Origin of the sequence: Mesorhizobium sp. WSM4898 (assembly GCF_029625845.1) — a bacterium.
In the GTDB taxonomy this organism is placed as follows: domain Bacteria; phylum Pseudomonadota; class Alphaproteobacteria; order Rhizobiales; family Rhizobiaceae; genus Mesorhizobium.
This window is the reverse complement of sequence record NZ_JARTVQ010000007.1, coordinates 21117-40417: the sequence shown is the minus strand read 5'-3', so window position 1 is coordinate 40417 and position 19301 is coordinate 21117. Positions and strand designations below refer to the sequence as shown.

At 57.9% G+C, this 19301-nt stretch carries 13 protein-coding genes and 2 pseudogenes; 7 read left to right on the top strand and 8 right to left on the bottom strand.

Going from position 1 to position 19301, the window contains the following annotated elements; all coding sequences use genetic code 11:
* Positions 1–432: 432 nt before the first annotated feature.
* Positions 433–1503, top strand: a pseudogene (locus P9228_RS24095) (IS5 family transposase).
* A 248-nt stretch (positions 1504–1751) separates the two neighbouring features.
* Here the strand turns inward: P9228_RS24095 and P9228_RS24090 are convergent.
* The 8 genes from P9228_RS24090 to P9228_RS24055 all read right to left on the bottom strand — a co-directional run bounded on the left by P9228_RS24090 (position 1752) and on the right by P9228_RS24055 (position 10889).
* Complete coding sequence (locus tag P9228_RS24090; protein ID WP_176477193.1) at positions 1752–2420, bottom strand: hypothetical protein; 669 nt, start codon at positions 2418–2420, stop codon at positions 1752–1754.
* Between the two features lie 562 nt (positions 2421–2982).
* Positions 2983–3759 carry an ectoine/hydroxyectoine ABC transporter ATP-binding protein EhuA gene (gene ehuA, locus P9228_RS24085; RefSeq protein ID WP_063170381.1) on the bottom strand — a complete coding sequence of 259 codons (777 nt, stop codon included), beginning with the start codon at positions 3757–3759 and terminating at the stop codon, positions 2983–2985.
* Between the two features lie 119 nt (positions 3760–3878).
* Positions 3879–4547: an ectoine/hydroxyectoine ABC transporter permease subunit EhuD gene (gene ehuD / locus P9228_RS24080; protein ID WP_063169345.1), complete on the bottom strand. Its 669-nt coding sequence runs from the start codon at positions 4545–4547 to the stop codon at positions 3879–3881.
* A complete protein-coding gene (ehuC, locus tag P9228_RS24075) occupies positions 4544–5215 on the bottom strand; it encodes an ectoine/hydroxyectoine ABC transporter permease subunit EhuC (protein WP_063169346.1) in 672 nt (223 codons plus the stop codon). The genes ehuD and ehuC overlap by 4 nt, the downstream gene beginning before the upstream one ends.
* Positions 5216–5274: 59 nt before the next feature.
* Complete coding sequence (gene ehuB / locus P9228_RS24070) at positions 5275–6147, bottom strand: ectoine/hydroxyectoine ABC transporter substrate-binding protein EhuB (RefSeq protein WP_082826582.1); 873 nt, start codon at positions 6145–6147, stop codon at positions 5275–5277.
* Between the two features lie 224 nt (positions 6148–6371).
* The gene (locus P9228_RS24065; RefSeq protein ID WP_063169347.1) at positions 6372–7493 is read right to left on the bottom strand and encodes an alpha/beta hydrolase; all 1122 of its coding nucleotides are present in this window, start codon (positions 7491–7493) and stop codon (positions 6372–6374) included.
* Between the two features lie 770 nt (positions 7494–8263).
* A complete protein-coding gene (locus tag P9228_RS24060; RefSeq protein ID WP_063169348.1) occupies positions 8264–9949 on the bottom strand; it encodes a GMC family oxidoreductase N-terminal domain-containing protein in 1686 nt (561 codons plus the stop codon).
* Between the two features lie 475 nt (positions 9950–10424).
* On the bottom strand, positions 10425–10889 hold the full coding sequence (locus P9228_RS24055; protein ID WP_063169349.1) for an Lrp/AsnC family transcriptional regulator: 465 nt from the start codon (positions 10887–10889) through the stop codon (positions 10425–10427).
* Positions 10890–11510: 621 nt separating this feature from the next.
* Here P9228_RS24055 and ectB point away from each other — a divergent pair.
* The 6 genes and pseudogenes from ectB to panD all read left to right on the top strand — a co-directional run bounded on the left by ectB (position 11511) and on the right by panD (position 19035).
* The gene (ectB, locus tag P9228_RS24050) at positions 11511–12827 is read left to right on the top strand and encodes a diaminobutyrate--2-oxoglutarate transaminase (protein ID WP_063169350.1); all 1317 of its coding nucleotides are present in this window, start codon (positions 11511–11513) and stop codon (positions 12825–12827) included.
* Between the two features lie 225 nt (positions 12828–13052).
* A complete protein-coding gene (locus P9228_RS24045) occupies positions 13053–14513 on the top strand; it encodes an aldehyde dehydrogenase family protein (protein ID WP_063169351.1) in 1461 nt (486 codons plus the stop codon).
* A gap of 328 nt (positions 14514–14841) precedes the next feature.
* Entirely contained in the window at positions 14842–15210 is a 369-nt protein-coding gene (locus P9228_RS24040; protein ID WP_063169352.1) for a GNAT family N-acetyltransferase, read from the top strand.
* Positions 15188–15655, top strand: coding sequence for a transporter substrate-binding domain-containing protein (locus P9228_RS24035; protein WP_224571101.1), 468 nt, complete (start codon positions 15188–15190; stop codon positions 15653–15655). The genes P9228_RS24040 and P9228_RS24035 overlap by 23 nt, the downstream gene beginning before the upstream one ends.
* 756 nt (positions 15656–16411) lie before the next feature.
* Positions 16412–17605: pseudogene (locus P9228_RS24030) on the top strand (IS256 family transposase).
* A gap of 986 nt (positions 17606–18591) precedes the next feature.
* On the top strand, positions 18592–19035 hold the full coding sequence (gene panD, locus P9228_RS24025) for an aspartate 1-decarboxylase (protein WP_063169354.1): 444 nt from the start codon (positions 18592–18594) through the stop codon (positions 19033–19035).
* Positions 19036–19301: the final 266 nt, after the last annotated feature.

Genomic DNA, 19301 nt, shown 5'->3' with positions numbered 1-19301 from the left:
GAGGCAGTCATTCAGGTTCTGTTCGCGACCTCGGGTTGGAGGGTCCCGTCGAGCCGCAAACGCCTTTATCACGGATGTGTGATGTCGGAATGTCGATGCCGAAATTCCAGAGGATATCCTCTTCCGGCACACGACGGTCTAAGAGGCGTTCGACAAGCTGCGCGCCGCGCAACAACACGGAGCTTGAGCCGCCCGTTGAAAAACGATGTAAACGCTGATGGATCTCCAGCCTGATGCGTGGCCGCCAGCTCGTCGACCGTGAACTATCCGCAAGCCATTGATCTGGCCTTTTGATTGAGGCGGATAGCGTCTTTTGAATTGCAGGATTAGCGGTATTTGGACGCTGTTTTCCTGCAATTCGGTTTTGCGATTCCCTTGTGCTGCGGAGCGTGATTCACTCGGTTCGGCGGCGGCGAATCGAGGGGACGGCGAATGTCCAAGCCACGCGAGACGGGAGAGCAGGACCTGTTCCGCTCCAGGCTCGATCAGATCATCAACATGAAGCAGGCGATCGACCGGCCGGTGCTGGAGGAGCGTTTCGGCGCCGTCTATTCGGACGGCCCCGGCATGCCGCCGCTGCCGACCCGGCTGATGGCGGGGCTGGCGATCCTCAAGCACACCTTCAACCTGTCGGATGAGGTGCTGTGCGAGCGCTGGGTGGAGAACCCTTACTTCCAGTATCTCACCGGCGAGACGTTCTTTTGCCATACGCTGCCGTTCGACCTCTCGTCGATGACGCGCTGGCGCAGCCGCATGGGCGAGGAGCGGATCGTGGCGCTGTTGCAGGAGAGCCTCAGCCTTGCGGTCAAGACCGGGGCGATGAAGCCGGCCGACACGCGCCAGGTGATCGTCGACACAACCGTGCAGCCGAAGAACGTCATGTTCCCGACCGACGCCAAGCTCATCAACCGGGCGCGCGAACGGCTGGTGCGGCTGGCCAAGAGGGAAGGAGCTCCATTTGCGCCAGAGCTATCAGCTGGCGCTGATCAGCCACCAGCGCTATGCCCACGCCAAGCAGTTCAAGCGGGCCAACAAGGCGCTGCGCAGGCTCAAGACCTATCTCGGCCGGACCATTCGCGACATTTCTCGCCAGATCGCCGGCGATGCGGGGCTGGACGCGCTCTTCAAATGGCCGTTCTACCAGGCCGCCACCGTTCTCTAGCAACGCCAGCGCCAGCGCGGCCGCAAGATCTACAGCCTGCACGCGCACGAGGTGGAATGCATTGGCAAGGGCAAGGCGCATATGCCCTACGAGTTCGGTGTGAAGGTGTCGGTGGCCACCACGCTGAAGCGCTCCAAGGGCGGCCAGTTCGCCCTGCATGCAAAAGCGCTGCCCGGCAATCCCTATGACGGCCACACGCTGGCAAGCGTCATATCGGCCACATCAAGAACGAACACCGCATGGGCCGCAACTACCTCGCCGGCCAGCAGGGCGACGCCCTCAACGCCGTCCTGGCCGCCGCCGGATACAACTTCTCCCTCCTGCTCAGGTGGCTGAAGTGATTTTTGTGGCCCTTGATCGCCCTGCTTCAACTCCGGCCGAAGTCGGTCGCCGCTTAGCGTCTGGATCACGGTCGACCAGCACGAGTTCCAAAAATCCAACCTGCATCTCAGGCACCGCGTCCTGACCTCGGAAATCGAGGATCCAGTCTCGACAGAGTATTCGACAAGATGCGGACGTGTGTTACAATAACGAGCCGCAACTCATACCAGACATGAGCTCATATTTTGGGATAGTGGCCTCCAAGCGGTCAAGCCACGGACGCGAATGTCATCCGATAAAGGGTCGCGGCGTCATAGATGGGCAGTCCTGTCCTACGACGGATTGCTGACGTCACCATCGGGAACAATGTACATTCAAATAGGAGGGCGGCAATCCCCGGATGTGCGGCGCCAAGTCGCGCGACACAGGCTGCAACCTCCGACTCCATTTCAACAACACCAGCCGGCCACGCGTCACCTTCAATGCCGCCGATGACTACTCTTGCCTCTGCGGATGAATCTATGCCCAGCAGCTCTTTGCCGCAGTGTCTTGAGTCTGCGGCCACAACGGCGAGCTTTGCGTCAGCTGGAAGCTGCCGGAGTAGCGTGGGCGCCAGTAGCAGGCTCGACATGGCCACCGGGACTTCGACAGACGCGGCCACTGCAGCCTGGTACCGGATACTGAACCCGCAGTCCCCGGTTATCGCGACTGCTCCGCGCTCGACCAACCGCCTGGCAGCTGCAATGTAGGCCGGCTCGAGAGAAGCATCACCGGGAATGACCCTCTCCTCCAAAGCCCCGGCCGCGGTCTCTATTATAATTGGGAAGTCGAAAGTTGCCGGGTTGAAGACCGACTCCGGTTGCGGTGGCGGAAATTCACGAGGCGGAAGTCCGATCTCCAGCCCAATAATTCCGAGGGCCCTTTGTTGAGTTGTCACGGAAGCATCCTTCTTCTGGAAGCAGCTAAGATGGTGATTTCGGCAGCAAATGCCCATCACCTGCGCGATACAGGTTCTCTCTGAATGCACGAATTTAACAGCGTCGAAACGGCTGTTTCAGAGAAACATGCCTTTCCAGGCGCAGTAAGTCGGCATTGTTTTGGTGCATTCGCATGAAAGCCGTAAAAACTGGGAAACCGCAGAACGCTTGTGCGACCCTCCCCGGGCCTGTAGGATACCGGGTTTGCGTCCGCCGTCAGACAATCGTGTTAGGGCACTTTCCAGAGCCCAGATGCCCTGAATGGCAGATTGAACGCACATCAGATCTTCAAGCTCGCAACTGCCGAACGGGCAGCGCTATTTACCTAACTCGACCAATCTGGGGCTTGGACCGGACGATCCTAGTTATGCAGTCCTGAATGAACTGGGGCAGTAACCTCGACATCAACCCGGCCCTGAAAAACCGCGCGTAGGTTCGTCGCAGGGCAGCCTGCTCCGAACGGACCAGTTCCTGCCCGGAAGCCACCCACGGGATAACTCAACTAGCGGCACAACCCGCAACTCACCTCGTCTCCAGCACCGCATTGAGAAACTGCTGCGTTCGCTCGTTTTGCGGATTGCCTAAAAGCTGGCTGGGCGGGCCTTGCTCGACAATCTTACCGCCAGAAAAGAAGCACACGCGATCGGAGAACTCCTTGGCAAAGCCCATCTGGTGCGTGACCATCAGCATTGTGAGGTCATGTTCGGCGCTGAGCTTGCGGATGACGTTGAGCACCTCTCCAACCAGTTCCGGGTCAAGCGCTGATGTCACCTCGTCAAACAGCATCACCTTGGGCCGCATGGCCAACGCCCGAGCGATCGCCACGCGTTGCTTCTGGCCCCCGGAAAGCTGGATCGGGAAATGGTTCTTCTTGTCGCCGAGGCCCACCAAGTCGAGCAGCTCTGCCGCTCGGGCCTCCGCCTCCTTCTTCGAGAGCCCAAGGACGGAGATCGGCGCCTCCATGCAGTTCTGCAGAGCAGTCATATGCGGGAACAGGTTAAAGTGCTGGAACACCATACCGATCTTGGCACGCACGCGACGGAGATGACGCTCGCTCGCCGGCACTATTTGGCCGTTCTTCTGCGTATGCGTCAACGGTTCACCGTCGACCCATATCACCCCCCCGTTGATGTGCTCAAGCGTCATCAGCATGCGCAGAACGGTGGTCTTGCCCGAGCCGGACGGACCAATGATGGACACCTTCTCGTTGCGTGCGATCTCGAGATTGAGTTCGTCCAGCACCGTCAACGCGCCGTAGCGCTTTGTGACGTTCTCGAAGCGAACTATGGGTTCGTTCATGACTTTTTCGCTGCGCCTGATATCGAGGTCAAGCTCGTCCCGCCTGGCTGATGCCCTAGGGCGCTTCGTGAGATCGTCCTCGAAGCGAAGCACAAATTCGCTCATAGTATAAGGCCTCCCTATTGCAGATGGTAGCGGCGGTTGAGCCAGACGCGGACCGACTGCACGATAGCGGAAGCAACCAAGCTGAACACGTAGTAGAAGAAGCCGCACATAGTGATCGCTTCTATGTATCGATAGTTATTGCCCCCGAAATTTTTCGCCTGCTGCAGCATCTCGAAGATCGAGATTGCCGCCAGGACCGGCGTGTCCTTGAACATGCCGATGAAGTAATTGCCCAGAGCTGGCACCATGGGCGGGATCGCCTGCGGCAGAATGATTGTTCGCCAGGTCCGCGTTCGCGAAAGGTTTAGTGCCGTACAGGCCTCCCACTGGCCGCCATCCACATTCTCGATGCCGCCGCGGAAGACTTCGGAACAATAGGCTGCATAGTGGATCCCCAGCACGCCAACTCCCGCCGTCCAGGCAGGAATGAAGATTCCGATCTGCGGACCAACGAAATAGACAAAGAACAACTGCAGCAGCAAGGGCGTTGAACGGATAAACTCCACGATCTCCGCCATGGTGGTCGAGACGTAGCGGTTTGGCGACTGGCGAATCATCGCGAAGACAAGACCCAATATCAGCGCGATCGCAAACCCGAGCAGCGTAGCCTCAATGGTGACGATCGCTCCCTGATAGAGATATGGGAAAGCCTCCCATACGTAAGACCAATCCCAGATCTTCAAGCCACCTGCTCCCGAACGAAACCGCGCGAGACGCGGCGTTCCAGCCAGCGCACGAAAGGAGTGATGAGGGCGCGCGCGATGATGTAATAACCGAATAGTGCAACCGCAAAGAACAGCATATAATCGCCAGTTGCGTCGGCCGCCTGCTTGGCGGCGCTAGTAAATTCGGGAATGGTGATGAAGAAGACGAGCGAGCTACCCTTAAGCACATCGATGAGCATGTTACCCCAGGTCGGCAGCATGGCGCGCATTGCCTGTGGGAGGATAATACGCCGCATCATGGTGAGCCGCGAAAAATTGAGCGCTGTAGATGCCTCATACTGGCCCCTATCAACGGCCTGAATGGCGGCGCGGACATACTCGGCTGCGTAGCCAGAGGCATTCATTCCGATCCCCAAAATTCCGACAGTCCACGGCGACAGGAAAATACCGAAAATCGGCAATACAAAGAACCACCAGTAGAGCTGAACCAGCATGGACGTCCCGCGGAAGAATTCGATGTAGGCGATACTGAACCAGCGCAACTGCCGACGGGGAGAGACTCGGGTCAGGCCCACGAAAAGCCCAAGGACGATCGCTACGACGCAGGCGCCAAGAGTGACGATGACCGTAGTCATGACGCCCTTGGTGAGCACGGCAAAGATAAAGCTGAGATCGACCTTACTCATATGCCCTCCCCACTGACCGCCTACCGGCCAAGGGCCGGGGAGCGGTCAGACGCATAGCTTCAGCCCTTGCAAAGATCAGCGGTCTTGCTGCCATCCGGGAGATCGCGTTTGGTGTAACCATATTTGCCGACCGCGGCCATCATTTCGTCAGAGCCAATATAGTCTTTCAACACAGCATTGAACGCGTCTACCGCAGCCTGTTCGCTGAGCGGGAAGGCTATGGCGGGATGTTCATTCGGTCCCGGCGGGGTATACGGGTCAGCCACCTCAATGCTGGGATCCTGCTCGGCAAGAGTCGTCGCGTTCAGACTATAGAGCGAGCCGGCAGCGGCGCGGCCGGCCTTTACAGCCTGTACGACCTCGGGCGGTCCGGCGACCTGCATAACCTTGTCGTCAGGGAAACCTAATTTCTTCGCCTGCTCGACTGCGGTGGTACCCGTCATGATGGCCAGGGTAAGCCCCTTCTTCTGAGCGTCATGGAGGGAATGCAGCGCTTCCGGATTGCCCTTCGGCACGATCATCGAATCATTGCTCGATGCGATCGGTTCGCTGAACAGGACGTTGCGGCACCGCTCCGGCTTAATCCACATGCCGCCCGTGATGATGTCAAAGCGACCAGCCTGGAGGCCCGGGACAAGGGAACCCCAATCGGTTACGACCGGCTCGATTTTGGTCGTTCCCATCTTTCTCAGAACGTCCAGTGTCATCACATTGACCAGGCCAAGCGGCTCGTTGTTCGCACCAGGATAGGCACTGGGAGGCTCATTGGTGAAGCCAAGACGGATCGTTTCTCCGTTCTTAATCTTATCGAGCAGCGACTCCGCCGAGGCCGAACCGGCAAAGGACGAGATTGTCATCGCCGCCAGGCCGAGCGCGGCAATCCTCTTCAAGATTGCAGCCTTAAAGCATTCGTCGAGTTTCCACTTGACCACTGGTTAGTCCTCCGTTTTCGCATCGCCGATGGTCTCCCGATATGCCTCGGGAAAAGACCATTGCATCATTTGTTGAGCTTGTAGTCCGGCGGTTCCCATCATCGTGTGAGCTGCAGGGTCCCCACTTAGGTATAGATTCCTCCAGTCGATCCTTTGCTACGCCACTTGTGCATGCTTCGTGAGCGTAGCAGCGCAGCTGTGGTGCTTTGTGCGAGAAATGCAAGTTATTCGCAGAAATTCGGTGATTTTTGGGTGCATACGCACATTTCCGTCATCCCCGTGGTTCGTTGGAAGTGAACAATCGCGAGCTGTGGTATGGCCAACTGAGGCACACCACGTCTTGCATGACTCCTGCCCTGCCCGGTTGGATGGGCGCCACCGCCTGGGCTATGCCCTTGTTGCCATGGCAGGGCACAAGTTCGTCGTATGCGACACGCCGCTGAGAGATTCGCCTCGGAGACGCTGGCCCGAGCATTGTTCCCGTCACAGTTGATCATTCGTGCCATTGACGGATGAGTCTGTTCACGGCTTCGCTCCGGATCAACCTGGACGGAATCGCCGGCATTATTGAGCAGATGGAAATCTGAATTCCTGATCAGCTTCGCCAGGTTGATCCCTTGCTCCGGCGTCGCGGTAGGGTCGTTCTTGGACCAGATGATCAACGTCTGGGCCTGAAGCTGATCAAGGTAGGGGAAGATATACTTCTGCTGCAGCAGTGGATAACGATGCAGGTTTGTCTCGTCTTCCGGCAATCTCTGCCAGATCTCCCATTGTCCCCGAGCCGCGGCCCGCCGATAGGCTTCTCGCTCGGCGCATTCCACATCCTGCCCGTGGGCGCGGCAGCTTTTCCGCCGTGCGGTGATGTATTCCTCTTCGCTCGGCATCGGGCCGGAACAGCCGTAAGCCTGCCGGCAGGCCTCCAGCCAAGCTTCGTCACGGTCATCTCCGAACGCCGGCGACACGGAGTTAGCGGTCAGCAGGACAAGCTTAGAAACAAGATCGGGACGCACGATCGCGACCCGCGCGTCGACGAATGATCCTTCTGAATGGCCGACTAGCGTGATCTGCTTCAAACCCAGTTGTTGGAGGAAGCTAATTACATGATTCACACGACCGAGCCGGTTAATGTATTTGCAGTCAGCAGGATAATCCGTTCCCCCAAAATGGAGTTGATCAATCGCTACTACCGTAAATTGATCGGATAGCCCGTTCAGCTGCCGAACAAAGGAACTCTTAGCCTCTGCACGGAAGCCCGCCCCCTGCAGGAAAACAATCGGCCTACCAGCTCCGTTCTCGCAGTACGATGTCTCGACACCATCAACCGATACGCGATGCTTGGTGATCATCGGTTCCTCGGCAAAAGGAGGGGCATCAGGTCGGCATTGCGACATGCGAGATGGACTGCCATTGCTCACTCCTGAGCGTAGCAGCCTCACATGCCACGTTGCCGAACTATCTCGTCTGAATACCGGAAATCGGCACCCCGGAGCCTCGCGTCTTGTCACTTTGCTCTGTCGTCGCCCAGCCACTGCGGCCGGGAGCCTTTTAGGTGCATGGGTGGCATTCCCCGCAAGATTTCAACCCTTGCACAGGTCGCCGGTCTTGGTGCCGTCCGGCAGATTGATTTTGGTGTAGCCGTATTTTGACCGACTGCATCATTTGGTCGGAGCCGATATAAGTATTCAATACCTCGTTGAAGGCATCGACCGCCTGCTGATTGGGCAGGAAGGCGAGACTTGGGTAGCCGGCCTTCCCAGCCGGCGGGGTGAACGGATCTGCCATTTCAACGCTGTCGACCTTGTCAGCGAGCTCCTTACCGTGAAGTAGTTTAGCGACCCCGCCGCCGCGCGGCCGACCTTCACTGCCTGCAAGAATTCGGCCTGGCCGGCGACCTGCATGACACGATCCTCCGGAATGCCCGCGTCTTTGGCGGTCGTGACCGTGTCGGAACCGGCGGTGGTGACCAGCGTTAGGCCCTTATCACGAATATCGTCAAAGGAGTGCTGGTCTTTTGGGATTGCCATTCGGCATGAGCAGGGCTTCGGTGAACTTAGCAAGCGGCTCGGTGAACACCACATTGCGGCAGCGCTCCGGCAGAATGTACATGCCGCCTGGCCTAGCTCCGTCTGCCGTCTCTCAAGGTTGTGTCGGCCAATTTCTCAGCCACCATAATCGTCGGAATGTTTGTGTTCGCCCGAGGGCAAAATGGCATGACGGAAGCGTCGGCGATCCTCAAACCCAAAATACCATGAACGCGTCCCGACGGATCGGTCACAGCGCCAGGATCCGCGGCTGCCCCCATCCTGCAGGTCGACGTCGGATGCCAACTTGGGATGACGTTCTGGCGAATATACCGATCCAGATGTTTCTCGTCGTTGACGAGATCGGAAATGCTATCCCCATCCGTTATGACGCGCCTAATCAGCCCACGGCGCAGCCGCGGCGACGCGTCCATGAGCAGCGCCAGAAATGACGTGAGTGCATAGTTTGTGCTTGTGACCTTGCTCACCAGCTTCGCTCGCGCATTCAACGCTGACGGAAACGGGTCCAGCGCCACAGAGGACAGCGAATCTTGCTGCAGCAGGCGGACTATGAAGCGAAAGCCCTGCTTGAGGCGCTCGGCGTCCCGCTTGTCGCTCAACCAGTTGAAATCGACCTCCGGCTCTATTTTATGCGAACTACCCTTGAGCGCCACAGTTCCCGTCGAGTAGCTGCGATTGACCCACACGGCGAGAGTGCCGAGGCGCCTCCCCAGCGGGTGCCAGGATGATTTGGCAACAGTCGATATTGCCATATCGGTCGACGGGCAGCCTTCGTAACCCGACGAGTAGCGGGCGTGCATCTGAATATATTCGCTCACGCCGGGTGACAAGCGATCGGCCGGCTTCAAATAGGCCGAAACGCAAATCGTGGGGTGTTCCTGAAGATTCTGGCCCACACCTTTCAAATCTGCAACGATAGGGATTCCGAATTGTACTAATTCCTTCGCGGGGCCGATCCCGGAGCGCATCAATATGGCGGGTGAATGGAGTGCTCCTGCGCACAGGATAACGCAAGAAGCGCTATACGATTGCACGCCCGATTTGTTCTCCGTCTCGACCCCCGTTACCGTTGTTCCCAAAAAGGTCAGCCGCGCAACTGTCGTTTCGGATAAAATCGTTAGATTGCGGCGAGAGCGGACGGTTTCGGGTAAGTACGCCATCGCGGAGGAGACCCGATGACCATTGCGGTTGGTCAATGGGACAACTGAATAGCCATCACCGAATGCACCATTGAAGTCTGGCCTGAAATGAAGCCCCAAAGCATCGTAAGCATCGGAGATTGCCCGGATGAAGCCCGACCAGTCTGATTGGCGCACACGTTTGATTGGCAAGGGGCCGTTCGTGCCATGAAATTCCCCGCCGAAATCCAAATCGCATTCTAGACGACGGAAGTAGGGCAGCACGTCTTCCCAACCCCAGCCCGTTGCACCGCTTGAGGCCCACTCATCGTAATCTCCGGGCCCGCCGCGGTTGGCGACTTGGGCATTGATGCTGGAGCCGCCACCCATGACGCGCGCCTGTTCGTAATGGACAGGCTTGCGGCCACCTCGCACCGTTGTCGCGTGGAGTGACTGCCATCGATAACCGGGATTAAGGTAAGCACGCGTTGGGTCGCCATCCTGGATGTCGTCAGGAATGGCATTCGGCGGCGTATCAGGGCCAGCTTCAATGAGCAGCACGCGAGCGCCATAGGCGGAGAGCCTGCTCGCCATCACGCATCCAGAGGAGCCACCACCCACGACGATATAATCGAAAACCACGCAAACTCGCAAATGTCTGAGTCGGGCAAAAATCTAGCAGACGGCGAGCAAGCAAAAACGCGCAATTATCTTGCAGGACGCAGGAAATCAGCGCATTCTTAAGAGATTCGCATTATGGCGGCCTCCCAACGGGGCGGAACGTTTAAACATGACCTTGCCAGCAGTCCATCAGGGCTGAAGGCGATGCCGGAGCGTCGTGACTTAAGTGGACAAAGCGCATCGCGACTGAAGGGGACAAACCTATCGCGAGATACATCAGAATGCAGCCCGGTAGGTCCAGAAGTGCTTTTGCAGCATCGCGCTGACGAGGCCGTTGTAAGGAGCAGAATGATGCTTCGCCTTGCGCTCCATCGCCGCTTTAGCGGTACGAAAACTCCCGTCCCAATCATGGCCGGCGGGCAAGGCGGCTGACCCTTGCGCCAGTCATCGGTGAATCGGATCAACCAGTTGTTGAATGCGCGTAAGATTGCGCGTTCTATACATCGATTGGCACCGCCAAGGTTACCTTCGTGCGATCCATCACAATCATCGTGCTGTAATTTCTAACAGCCGGGCTATCAAAGAAGAAACGCCTCGAGAATGCGTCGTACTCTGCCAAGTCACGCACGGAGAGAAGGAGAACGAAATCGGCGTTACCGGTGACCGCATACGCGCTCATTACTTCAGGCGCCTTCTGTAGAGACTGCTTGAAGCGATCGATGACGTCGGAACGATAGCGCTCAATGTCGACCAAGACCAGCATCATCAGGGACCTGCCCACCGCCTCAGGCGACACGATTGCAACATCAGCCTCAATTACGCCAATTTGTCGCAACTGCTTCAATCGCCGCTGACAGGCCGTGGGCGATATACCGGCCAGTTGGCCCAATTCTTCCGTTGTTTGGCGATTGTTGCGCTGAACAGCGCTTAAGATTTTCAGATCTATCCGATCCAATTCCATGGTCATTCTCCGGAATAGCTGCAATTTGCGCAGAAAAACTGCGATATGCACTCGACTGTAGCCTCAACCCCGCGCAGACGGAAGCCCAAACGATCAGGCCAGGCATGGGACCAAAGTCGGCTATCGTCCTCGACGTCAGTTATAGCCATTGGCCGAAGAGTGCTGTCCACCATCGCCCAACTGACAATGGCAGCCGACGGTCAAAAGCCGAGGCCTTGCGCCCAGTTCGGCCGAGGAAACGTCTCGGAACTTAAACGCTAAGCCGACTGGACGATGATGATAGGGGGGACCTCTATTTCCGCGCTTCGGCTTCCATTCGTTGGCTCACGCTGCCAAGAGTCTCATCTGTGTATAGGGAATCGAGCGCTAGGTTCGCCTGCCCCGGTTGCTGCATCAAATGCAGCCGTCTTGAGGTGGTTGGGAAAAATCGTCACCGCAGCCACACAAACCGCCGGCCTTATGCAACCTGCCGGCAATTTCGCATAATTACTGCATCCCGCCGCTCAGAATTTGCGCAAGGCGCCCAATGTAGCGCGCTATTGTCTCACAACGGCACCTACACGCCACTTCATAAAGCAGAAGAGGCCTGGCTTTGCAGGCTTCAGATTGAGGAGTTCGCCTATGAGCAAGCAATTCGCACCTGAAATGGATGCAGGTCTCGCGGTTTTCAATCGCCTGGAGTCTGAGGTGCGCAGCTACGTCCGCGCCTTCCCCGCCCTATTCGATCGCGGAGTCGGGACCACTCTCATCGCTGCAGACGGTCGGGAATATCTCGACTTTTTCGCCGGTGCAGGCGTTTTGAATTATGGGCACAACAACCCCGTCATCAAGAAGGCGCTGCTGGATTATATCGAGCGCGACGGAATTGTGCATGGGCTGGACCTTGCCACGACGGCCAAGAAAGCCTTCATCGAAGCTTTCGAGCGATACATTCTCAAGCCTCGTGGTCTGACATACAAATTACAGTTTCCCGGCCCCACAGGTACGAACGCGGTCGAAGCGAGTCTAAAACTGGCTCGCCAGGTGACCGGGAGATCGAACATCGTCTCGTTTACCAACTCGTTCCATGGGGAAAGCGCTGGAGCATTGGCAGCGATGGGAAACAAGGAGCACCGGGCCGCTGCCGGGTTTCCCCTCGCCCATGTGACATCGTTGCCATACGAAGGCTACCTGGGGGCGTCAGTTGACACAATCGATTACTTCGAAAAGCTTCTCAATGACCCCAACAGTGGCCTCGACAAACCTGCCGCGGTGATCCTGGAAGGGATCCAAGGTGAAGGCGGCATCAATGCTGCGAGCGTTACTTGGCTGCAACGGCTGCGCGAGCTAACGTCGCGGCACGGAATCTTGATGATCCTCGATGACATCCAGGCCGGGGTCGGTCGCGCGGGCAGTTTCTTCAGTTTCGAAGCGGCTGCAATTGTGCCGGACATCGTTACCCTGTCCAAATCTTTGTCGGCGATCGGAACCCCAATGGCCCTTATTCTCATCAAGCCTGAACTTGATGTCTGGGCCCCGGGCGCACACACCGGGACCTTCAGAGGCAACAACTATGCTTTCGTCACTGCTCGTGCGGCCCTCGAAGCTTACTGGTCCGACTCCAAGTTCGAGGATGAGATCGCTCGCAAGTCTGCGATCTTGGTCCAAGAACTCAACGCGATTACCGAGGAATTCCCCACCCTCGGCCTGAGCGTGCGAGGCCGCGGTCTGATGTACGGACTCGTTTCACCGAAGCACCACTCCTTGCCAGGTCTGGTCTCCCAGGAGGCTTTTCGTCGGGGCTTGGTGATCGAGATCGCCGGCTCATACGGTGAGGTGCTTAAGTTCATGACTGCCCTCACCATCGCCGAGGCTGACCTTCGGCGTGGTCTGTCCATCATTCGCGACAGCATTGGCGCAGTAGCGACTACCCTCGACGGTGGAGGCGCGGCTCGCTAGCCGACAAAGCACCGGGCCACTAGCAGGTCCAAAATCGGGCCGCTCGCAGTCACGGAACGGGAAGGCCGTTCCGTGGCATGTGGCAGTGGGCGAACTCGGAGCGGCTGAACGGCAGACTAGGGCTTTCACTGCCGGACCGATACCACGGTTGCCGTTCTTCCTGCGGCGCCGACCACTGTCGCTGCGCCAATTCGAAGAAAATCGAGCGATAAGAAAGAGGACTGGATGGCCAGCAACGACGTAGTCAAAAATTATATCGATGGCGAGTGGCGGGATTCTGTGTCCGGCACACGCATCGAGGTCGATGACCCGGCGAGCGCCGAAACGATTGCTGTCGTAGCTGAAGCAGGACCCCAAGACATCGAGCTTGCCGTTACTGCTGCTCACCGCGTTTTTCGCGACCGCGTGCTGATAGACATGCATCCGTATGATCGCGGTCGCATGTTGTTTCGCGTTGCCGACGCCCTTGAAGCGCGTTTCGACGAGATCGCAGCCATTAACTGCGCGGAGACGGGGAAGGCATTGGAACTTGCCGATGGCGAGGTTCAGACCGCCATCAGATACCTGCGATACTATGGTGGCTTGGCCGACAAACTTGAAGGGCGCTCGATCCCGCGCGGGGCCAACCTGGTCAACTACACAGTCAGAAGTCCCTTCGGCGTGTCCGCCCAGATCGTTCCGTGGAATGGTCCACTTGAACTGACGGCCCGCTCGCTGGCCTGCGCCATCGCAACCGGCAACTCAGTCGTGGTGAAGTCGCCGGAACTAGCTCCCCTTTCCGGAGTTGAACTTGCGCGTGCCTGTGAGACAGCGGGGCTGCCTGCCGGAGCGGTCAACGTGCTCACTGGATACGGCCAAACGGCAGGCCAGGCGCTGATCGAACATCCCGACGTTCGCCACATCGTCTTCACGGGCTCGATTACTACTGGGCGGACGGTGCTCAAGACGGCAGCGGATCGGATCGTGCCCTGCATAATGGAACTGGGCGGAAAGTCGGCTGCAGTTGTGTATTCCGATGCCGACCTCGACTGCGTTGTGGAAGCGGTACGCGTCGGGACCTTTCTGAATGCAGGCCAGAATTGCAACAACCTTACACGTCTTATTGTGGAACGTTCTATTGCAGACAAACTGGTGGAAAGAGTGAGGGTCTGCGTCGAAGGACTGTCGGTCGGTCCAGGACGCGAAAACTGCGACATCACCCCGTTGATCTCCCGAAACCAACGACAAGGAGTTGAGCGGGCCTGCCAGACGGCCCTCTCGCAGGGCGCGCGACTCGTAACCGGCGGGACTGCGCTTTCGGAGCGGAGCGGTTACTTTATGGCGGCCACGGTGTTTGCCGATGTCGCGCGAGACAGCAATCTCTTCCAGCAAGAAGTATTCGGTCCTGTTCTTGCCGTTACCACGTTCGATAATCCGGGAATGGCCGTCAATCTCGCGAACGACACCGTTCACGGTCTGGCAGCGGGCGTGTTCACGCGGGATATTGACCGGGCCCTCTGGACCGCCGACCGCCTTTGGGCCGGTCAAGTGTACGTGAATGGGTGGTATGTGGGCGGGGTGGAAACACCGTTCGGTGGGATAAACCAGTCCGGCTACGGCAGGGAGAAGGGTCAGGAAGCGCTGGACGGCTACGTTCAGACGAGAAACGTTGGTATCCGCCTCTCGCAGCCACCATCTGGAAATTGAACGCTTGCTGATCCCTACCGACGGCGCGGCTGTCGGGCGATGCAGGATTCAATGACCTCGACCAAATCGAAATAAGCCCGGCGAGAGAATCCGTATCGGAGGTCATCGAGAACAACTCTAATCATAGGATTTTTGGCTGCGGACGGGCTTTACCCACCACGGACATGTAGGAGCGCATTGCCTAGCCCGCTGCGTGGGTCGCATGGGTCAGGAGAGGATCACAGTGCTTCAGAGACAATTGAGATTCGCAGAGCTGCCGCCGAAGATTTCGACAAGTTGGCAATGTTGAACCGCGAGTTGATCGAGGCCGAGAAGCATCGAAACCCCGATGACGGTTTCAGAACTCAAGGAGCGGTTTATTCAGTTGGTGAATCGCGAAATTTGGATGGTCGACCTCTTCAGCCAGAACGGCGAGATTGTGGGCCTCGCCACTCATCGTTTGGAGCCAGACAATGCGGAGCCGAGTGGGCAACGCGTCTTTTTGAGGCAATTCTACGTCAGCTGCCAACACCGACGTTCGGAGATTGGCTGCAGGACCCTTGAGCTGCTTATTCGGTCTCGTTTCCACAACAAATCAAGGATTTTCCTCGACGTGCTGGAGACCAATCCTGGCCGCAAGACCTTCTGGTCTCACACCGGTTTTGTCGCCTACAGCACGCTCATGGAGCGTCTCGTTGAAAAAGCGGACACCAAATAACCTGCGGTGCTGGGAATTAATTTGGGGATCGGATTGTCTGGCATTTGCGTGCGTCGCGCAAAAACACGAGAATAGAATCGAGCCGGTCGTAACCGAATGGGGCTCACTTGTCCCCGGCCTGCAGGCTAGCCGCTTCGACTTCATCACGGCCGGCATGTGGATCAAGCCGGAGCGCTGCCGCAACGTGCTGTTCAGCGAACCGATCGCTACGGAGAGAGGCGCACTGCTGGTGCCTAAGGGCAACCCGGAAGGGCTGCATTCTTATGAGGATGTGCGTGACAAGGGACTCACCTTCGTCAGTGATACAGGCTACACCGCGGTCCAGGACGCGAAAAAGTCAGGCATCGCCGACGACAAAATCATGCAGGTCGCCGGACCGCCGGCGGACAGGCTGTCGCGCCGCCGCCGGTGCCCTCGACTACTTTACAGCGACTGGACTTGTTAAGAAGGACCACAGCCTTGAGCTGGCCGATTCGTTCATCGCGCCAGCCAACTATCCTGCTATCGCCTTCGAGCTCAACGAGCAGGCTGCGGTCGACGCGTTCAATGCCGTATGCAGGACTATGTTGGCTCTGGCGAAATGATGGCAGTATTCGGCAAATACGGCTACGGCAAAGACAACCTGCGGACGGCAGCAAGACCGCTGACCTCTGCAGAGGCTGAAGGCAATGTGCCTTAACACGTCCCCGGTCATGGCGGGGACGTGTTCAGTGGGCAAGCGTCTGTGAGGCGATTTCAGGTCCACCGTGGCGGTGCTCACAAGACGCGCCTCATTGCCTGAAACAAACACATCTACACTTCATCGGGTGCGCACATGTGAGCGTCGCGGCCCACAATACGACGGCCAATATGCGGGCTGGCTCACCTGCCACATCAGGCAACTGCGCAAGCAAATCCCCTGACGTGTGCCGGAACGAGAAGCAGGAGAATACTGTGGAAATCAGAGTTGTACGCCCGGGCGACCTTTCTCAATTGCGCAAGATTTGTGACGAACACATCGACTTGGAAGGGGTGACAATAGCGGACCAGGACCTGAGTCCTTATTGGAACTCGGCGTTTTTTGGAACACCTGCCCAGTTGTTCGGTTGGGTTTGTGATGAAGGAGGGTGTGTGCTGACAGTTCTGCAAATTCGCTGAGAGAGGGCGGTCATGGCAGGCTGGTGATTGTTCACGTCACCGATTCCCGCGAAGGAACGCCACCATGACCAAGATTGAAAGTAAGACCGGCAGCGCTGCCATCAAAGACATTCTGCTTTCGGACCCGGACGGACTTCACGAAGTGATCCGTGCGGTGATGCAGGAGGTACTCGAGGCCGAGATGGACGAGGCGCTGGGGGCTTCGAAGAGCGAGCGCACACCTGAGCGGCTCGGCTACCGCTCGGGTTATTACGGCCGCACCCTTGTCACGCGGGTCGGCAAGCTTGAGCTGCGGGTTCCGCAGGACCGGGCCGGCCGCTTCTCGACCGAGCTTCTCGAGCGTTACCAGCGTTCGGAGCGGGCCTTGGTGGCGACGCTTGCGGAGATGTATGTGCAGGGCGTGTCGACCCGCAAGGTCAAGGCGATCACGGAAGAGCTGTGCGGCCATGCGTTCTCGGCCTCGTCGATCTCGGCCATCAACAAGCGGCTGGACGAGAGCCTCGCTGCCTTTGCCAGGCGCCCCCTTCAAGAGCCGTTTCCTTACCTCATCCTCGATGCGCGCTAAGAGAAGGTGCGTGAGGCCGGCGTCGTCATGAGCCAGGCGGTGCTGATCGCTGTCGGCATCGACTGGGACGGCCGGCGCCAGATCCTGGCCGTCGAGATGGCCAATCGCGAAAGCCGCTCGGCCTGGAGGGATTTCCTCGTCGCGCTGAAGGCGCGCAGCCCCAAGGGCGTCGAGCTGGTTGTCTCCGCCAATCATGCCGGCCTGGTCGCGGCGATCGGCGAGGTGATCCCCGAAGCCGCCTGGCAGCGCTGCTACGTCCACTTCCTCAGGAACGCGCTCGATCACCTGCCGAGAAAGCACGGCGCCGACTGCCTGCAGGACTTGCGCTGGCTCTAATGACCGGCGCGATCTCGCCGAGGCCAAGGCCGATCTCGCCGCATGGCTGTCCAAATGGTCGGGCCGCTATCCGCGACTGACGAGTTGGGTGGAGGAGACCATCGAGCGCACGCTGACCTTCTTTTGCCTGCCGCGCCAGCATCACAAGCATCTCAAGAGCACCAACATGCTTGAACGGCACAATGAGGAAATCCGCCGGCGCACCAATGTCATGCGCATCTTCCCCAATGAAAGCTGCCTGCGCCTCGTCAGGGCGCTGGCTGCGAGACCAACGAGAACTGGATGGAGGCCAACCGCTACATCAACATGGACGATCTGCGCGAGCACAAGAAGCTCGCTCTACGCCAAGCCGCATGACCAGCATCGTGGCCGCCCCATTTTGCAGAACTTGACGCACACAACCTGAAGGAGGTAAGCGTCATGACAACTCTTAGAGGATACATGACCGCGTCGATCCGGCTTTTCCTTGTTGGTCAGGGGCGATCCTCGGGTACGCCTCCGGCGAGGGCCGCCTTGCGCGATCATGGCACGGTAGCGAGGCTGGGCTCTTAAGGTCGTCCTTAGGAGCGTAAGCCCCGCGACCATCCCATCGCTGAAAACAAACCCTTGATCAGCGGGCGCCCGACGGACCGCCTCTGTCGTCGTGGCGCTCCCATGAAGAACCTGGCCCATAGTGCATCCTTTGATTCGGAAGATAAGGATGCCCCATCAAAACCTGAGATCAAACATTTAGGCAGGCCTCGACTGGGACAAGTAAAACGGCCGCATTCGAGGCATGAGGCTGCACGCGTCTAAGATCCGAACAGCCAATACCCGAGCGTCCTCGACATCCCCGCCGCCAGAAGTCAACGATGCCCAGATCGGCCGCACGACCACCAGCAGAAGGGCGCCACCTCAACCCGTCCTACACTCAACATTTTGTCGCGTCCGCGACGTGCCTTCTTGATCCGATCCGTGGTCTGCTCACCTAAATAGCTGAAAGAGATCACGCATTTCTGTTTCCGGCCTGATTAGCCAGTTTGGCACGAGGTTTGCAACTTTGTGTGCGATCCAGTTGAACGGGCCGATTGGCACAGTCACCTGAAATCACAACTAATTAAAGGAACGGAACATGTCGGAACTGTATCGGATGGCATTACCAATGGGGGACAGCCGGCCGGCAATGCCTCCGCCCACCACAACCAGCCTTCGCCTGACTGTCTCGTGCTGGCCACGCCAGAGTAATCAATTTTGTCCTAAGAACCACAATACGACAAATCGCAGAACGTCCATCCATCCATCCTGAAACCAAGACACAGCAATCGCTTGTCGACGCAGTGTCCCACCGCCGAGAGGAAATGTAGATGAGAAAATTTGTTGCCGCCAAGCTTCATGGAATAACTGTGACCGACGCGAATTTGAACTACCGGGGCTCAATAACTTTGGATCCAGATCACTGCGACGAAGCCGGCATCCTTCCAATGGAATTCGTTGAAATCTGGAATAAATCATCGGGCGCTCGAATCAGCACTTACGTGATTTATGGAGAGCGGGGTTCTCGTTGCTGCGTGCTGAACGGAGCCGCTGCTCGCACCTGTCAGGTCGGGGACGAAATAATCGTTTGCTCCTCCGCATACATCGAGGAGCATCAGATGGTGGAGATCAAGCCGCGAGTGCTGACTTTCCACCGGGATAATTCTATCTGCGACCACATGTTCTACGAGGGTGCAATAGACGACGATGGAAGGATAACGTTCTCGATTCGCGAGGGCTCTCCCGGCGATAACGCGCTAAAACTCACTCCCTAGTAGGGCCTTTCGGTGACAGCTCGTGGCGCCGGGTCCCGGTCAAGGGCGTACTCGTCCCCAGTACTCTGGTACGCGATACAGTGCATTATCCCACTCGGCCACTATTCGGTCAGTTGCCATCAAGCCCAATCGGTTCTGCCCAGATCTGGGAAGACGATTTTGCTGCGCCAAAGGCAACTTCAGCTTCAGCCAGCGGCTGCGGGTAGAGGCGACCAATTTCACGGAATGTTTGGCCTTGGATCGTTGTCTTTAAGTCTGAGGTCCAC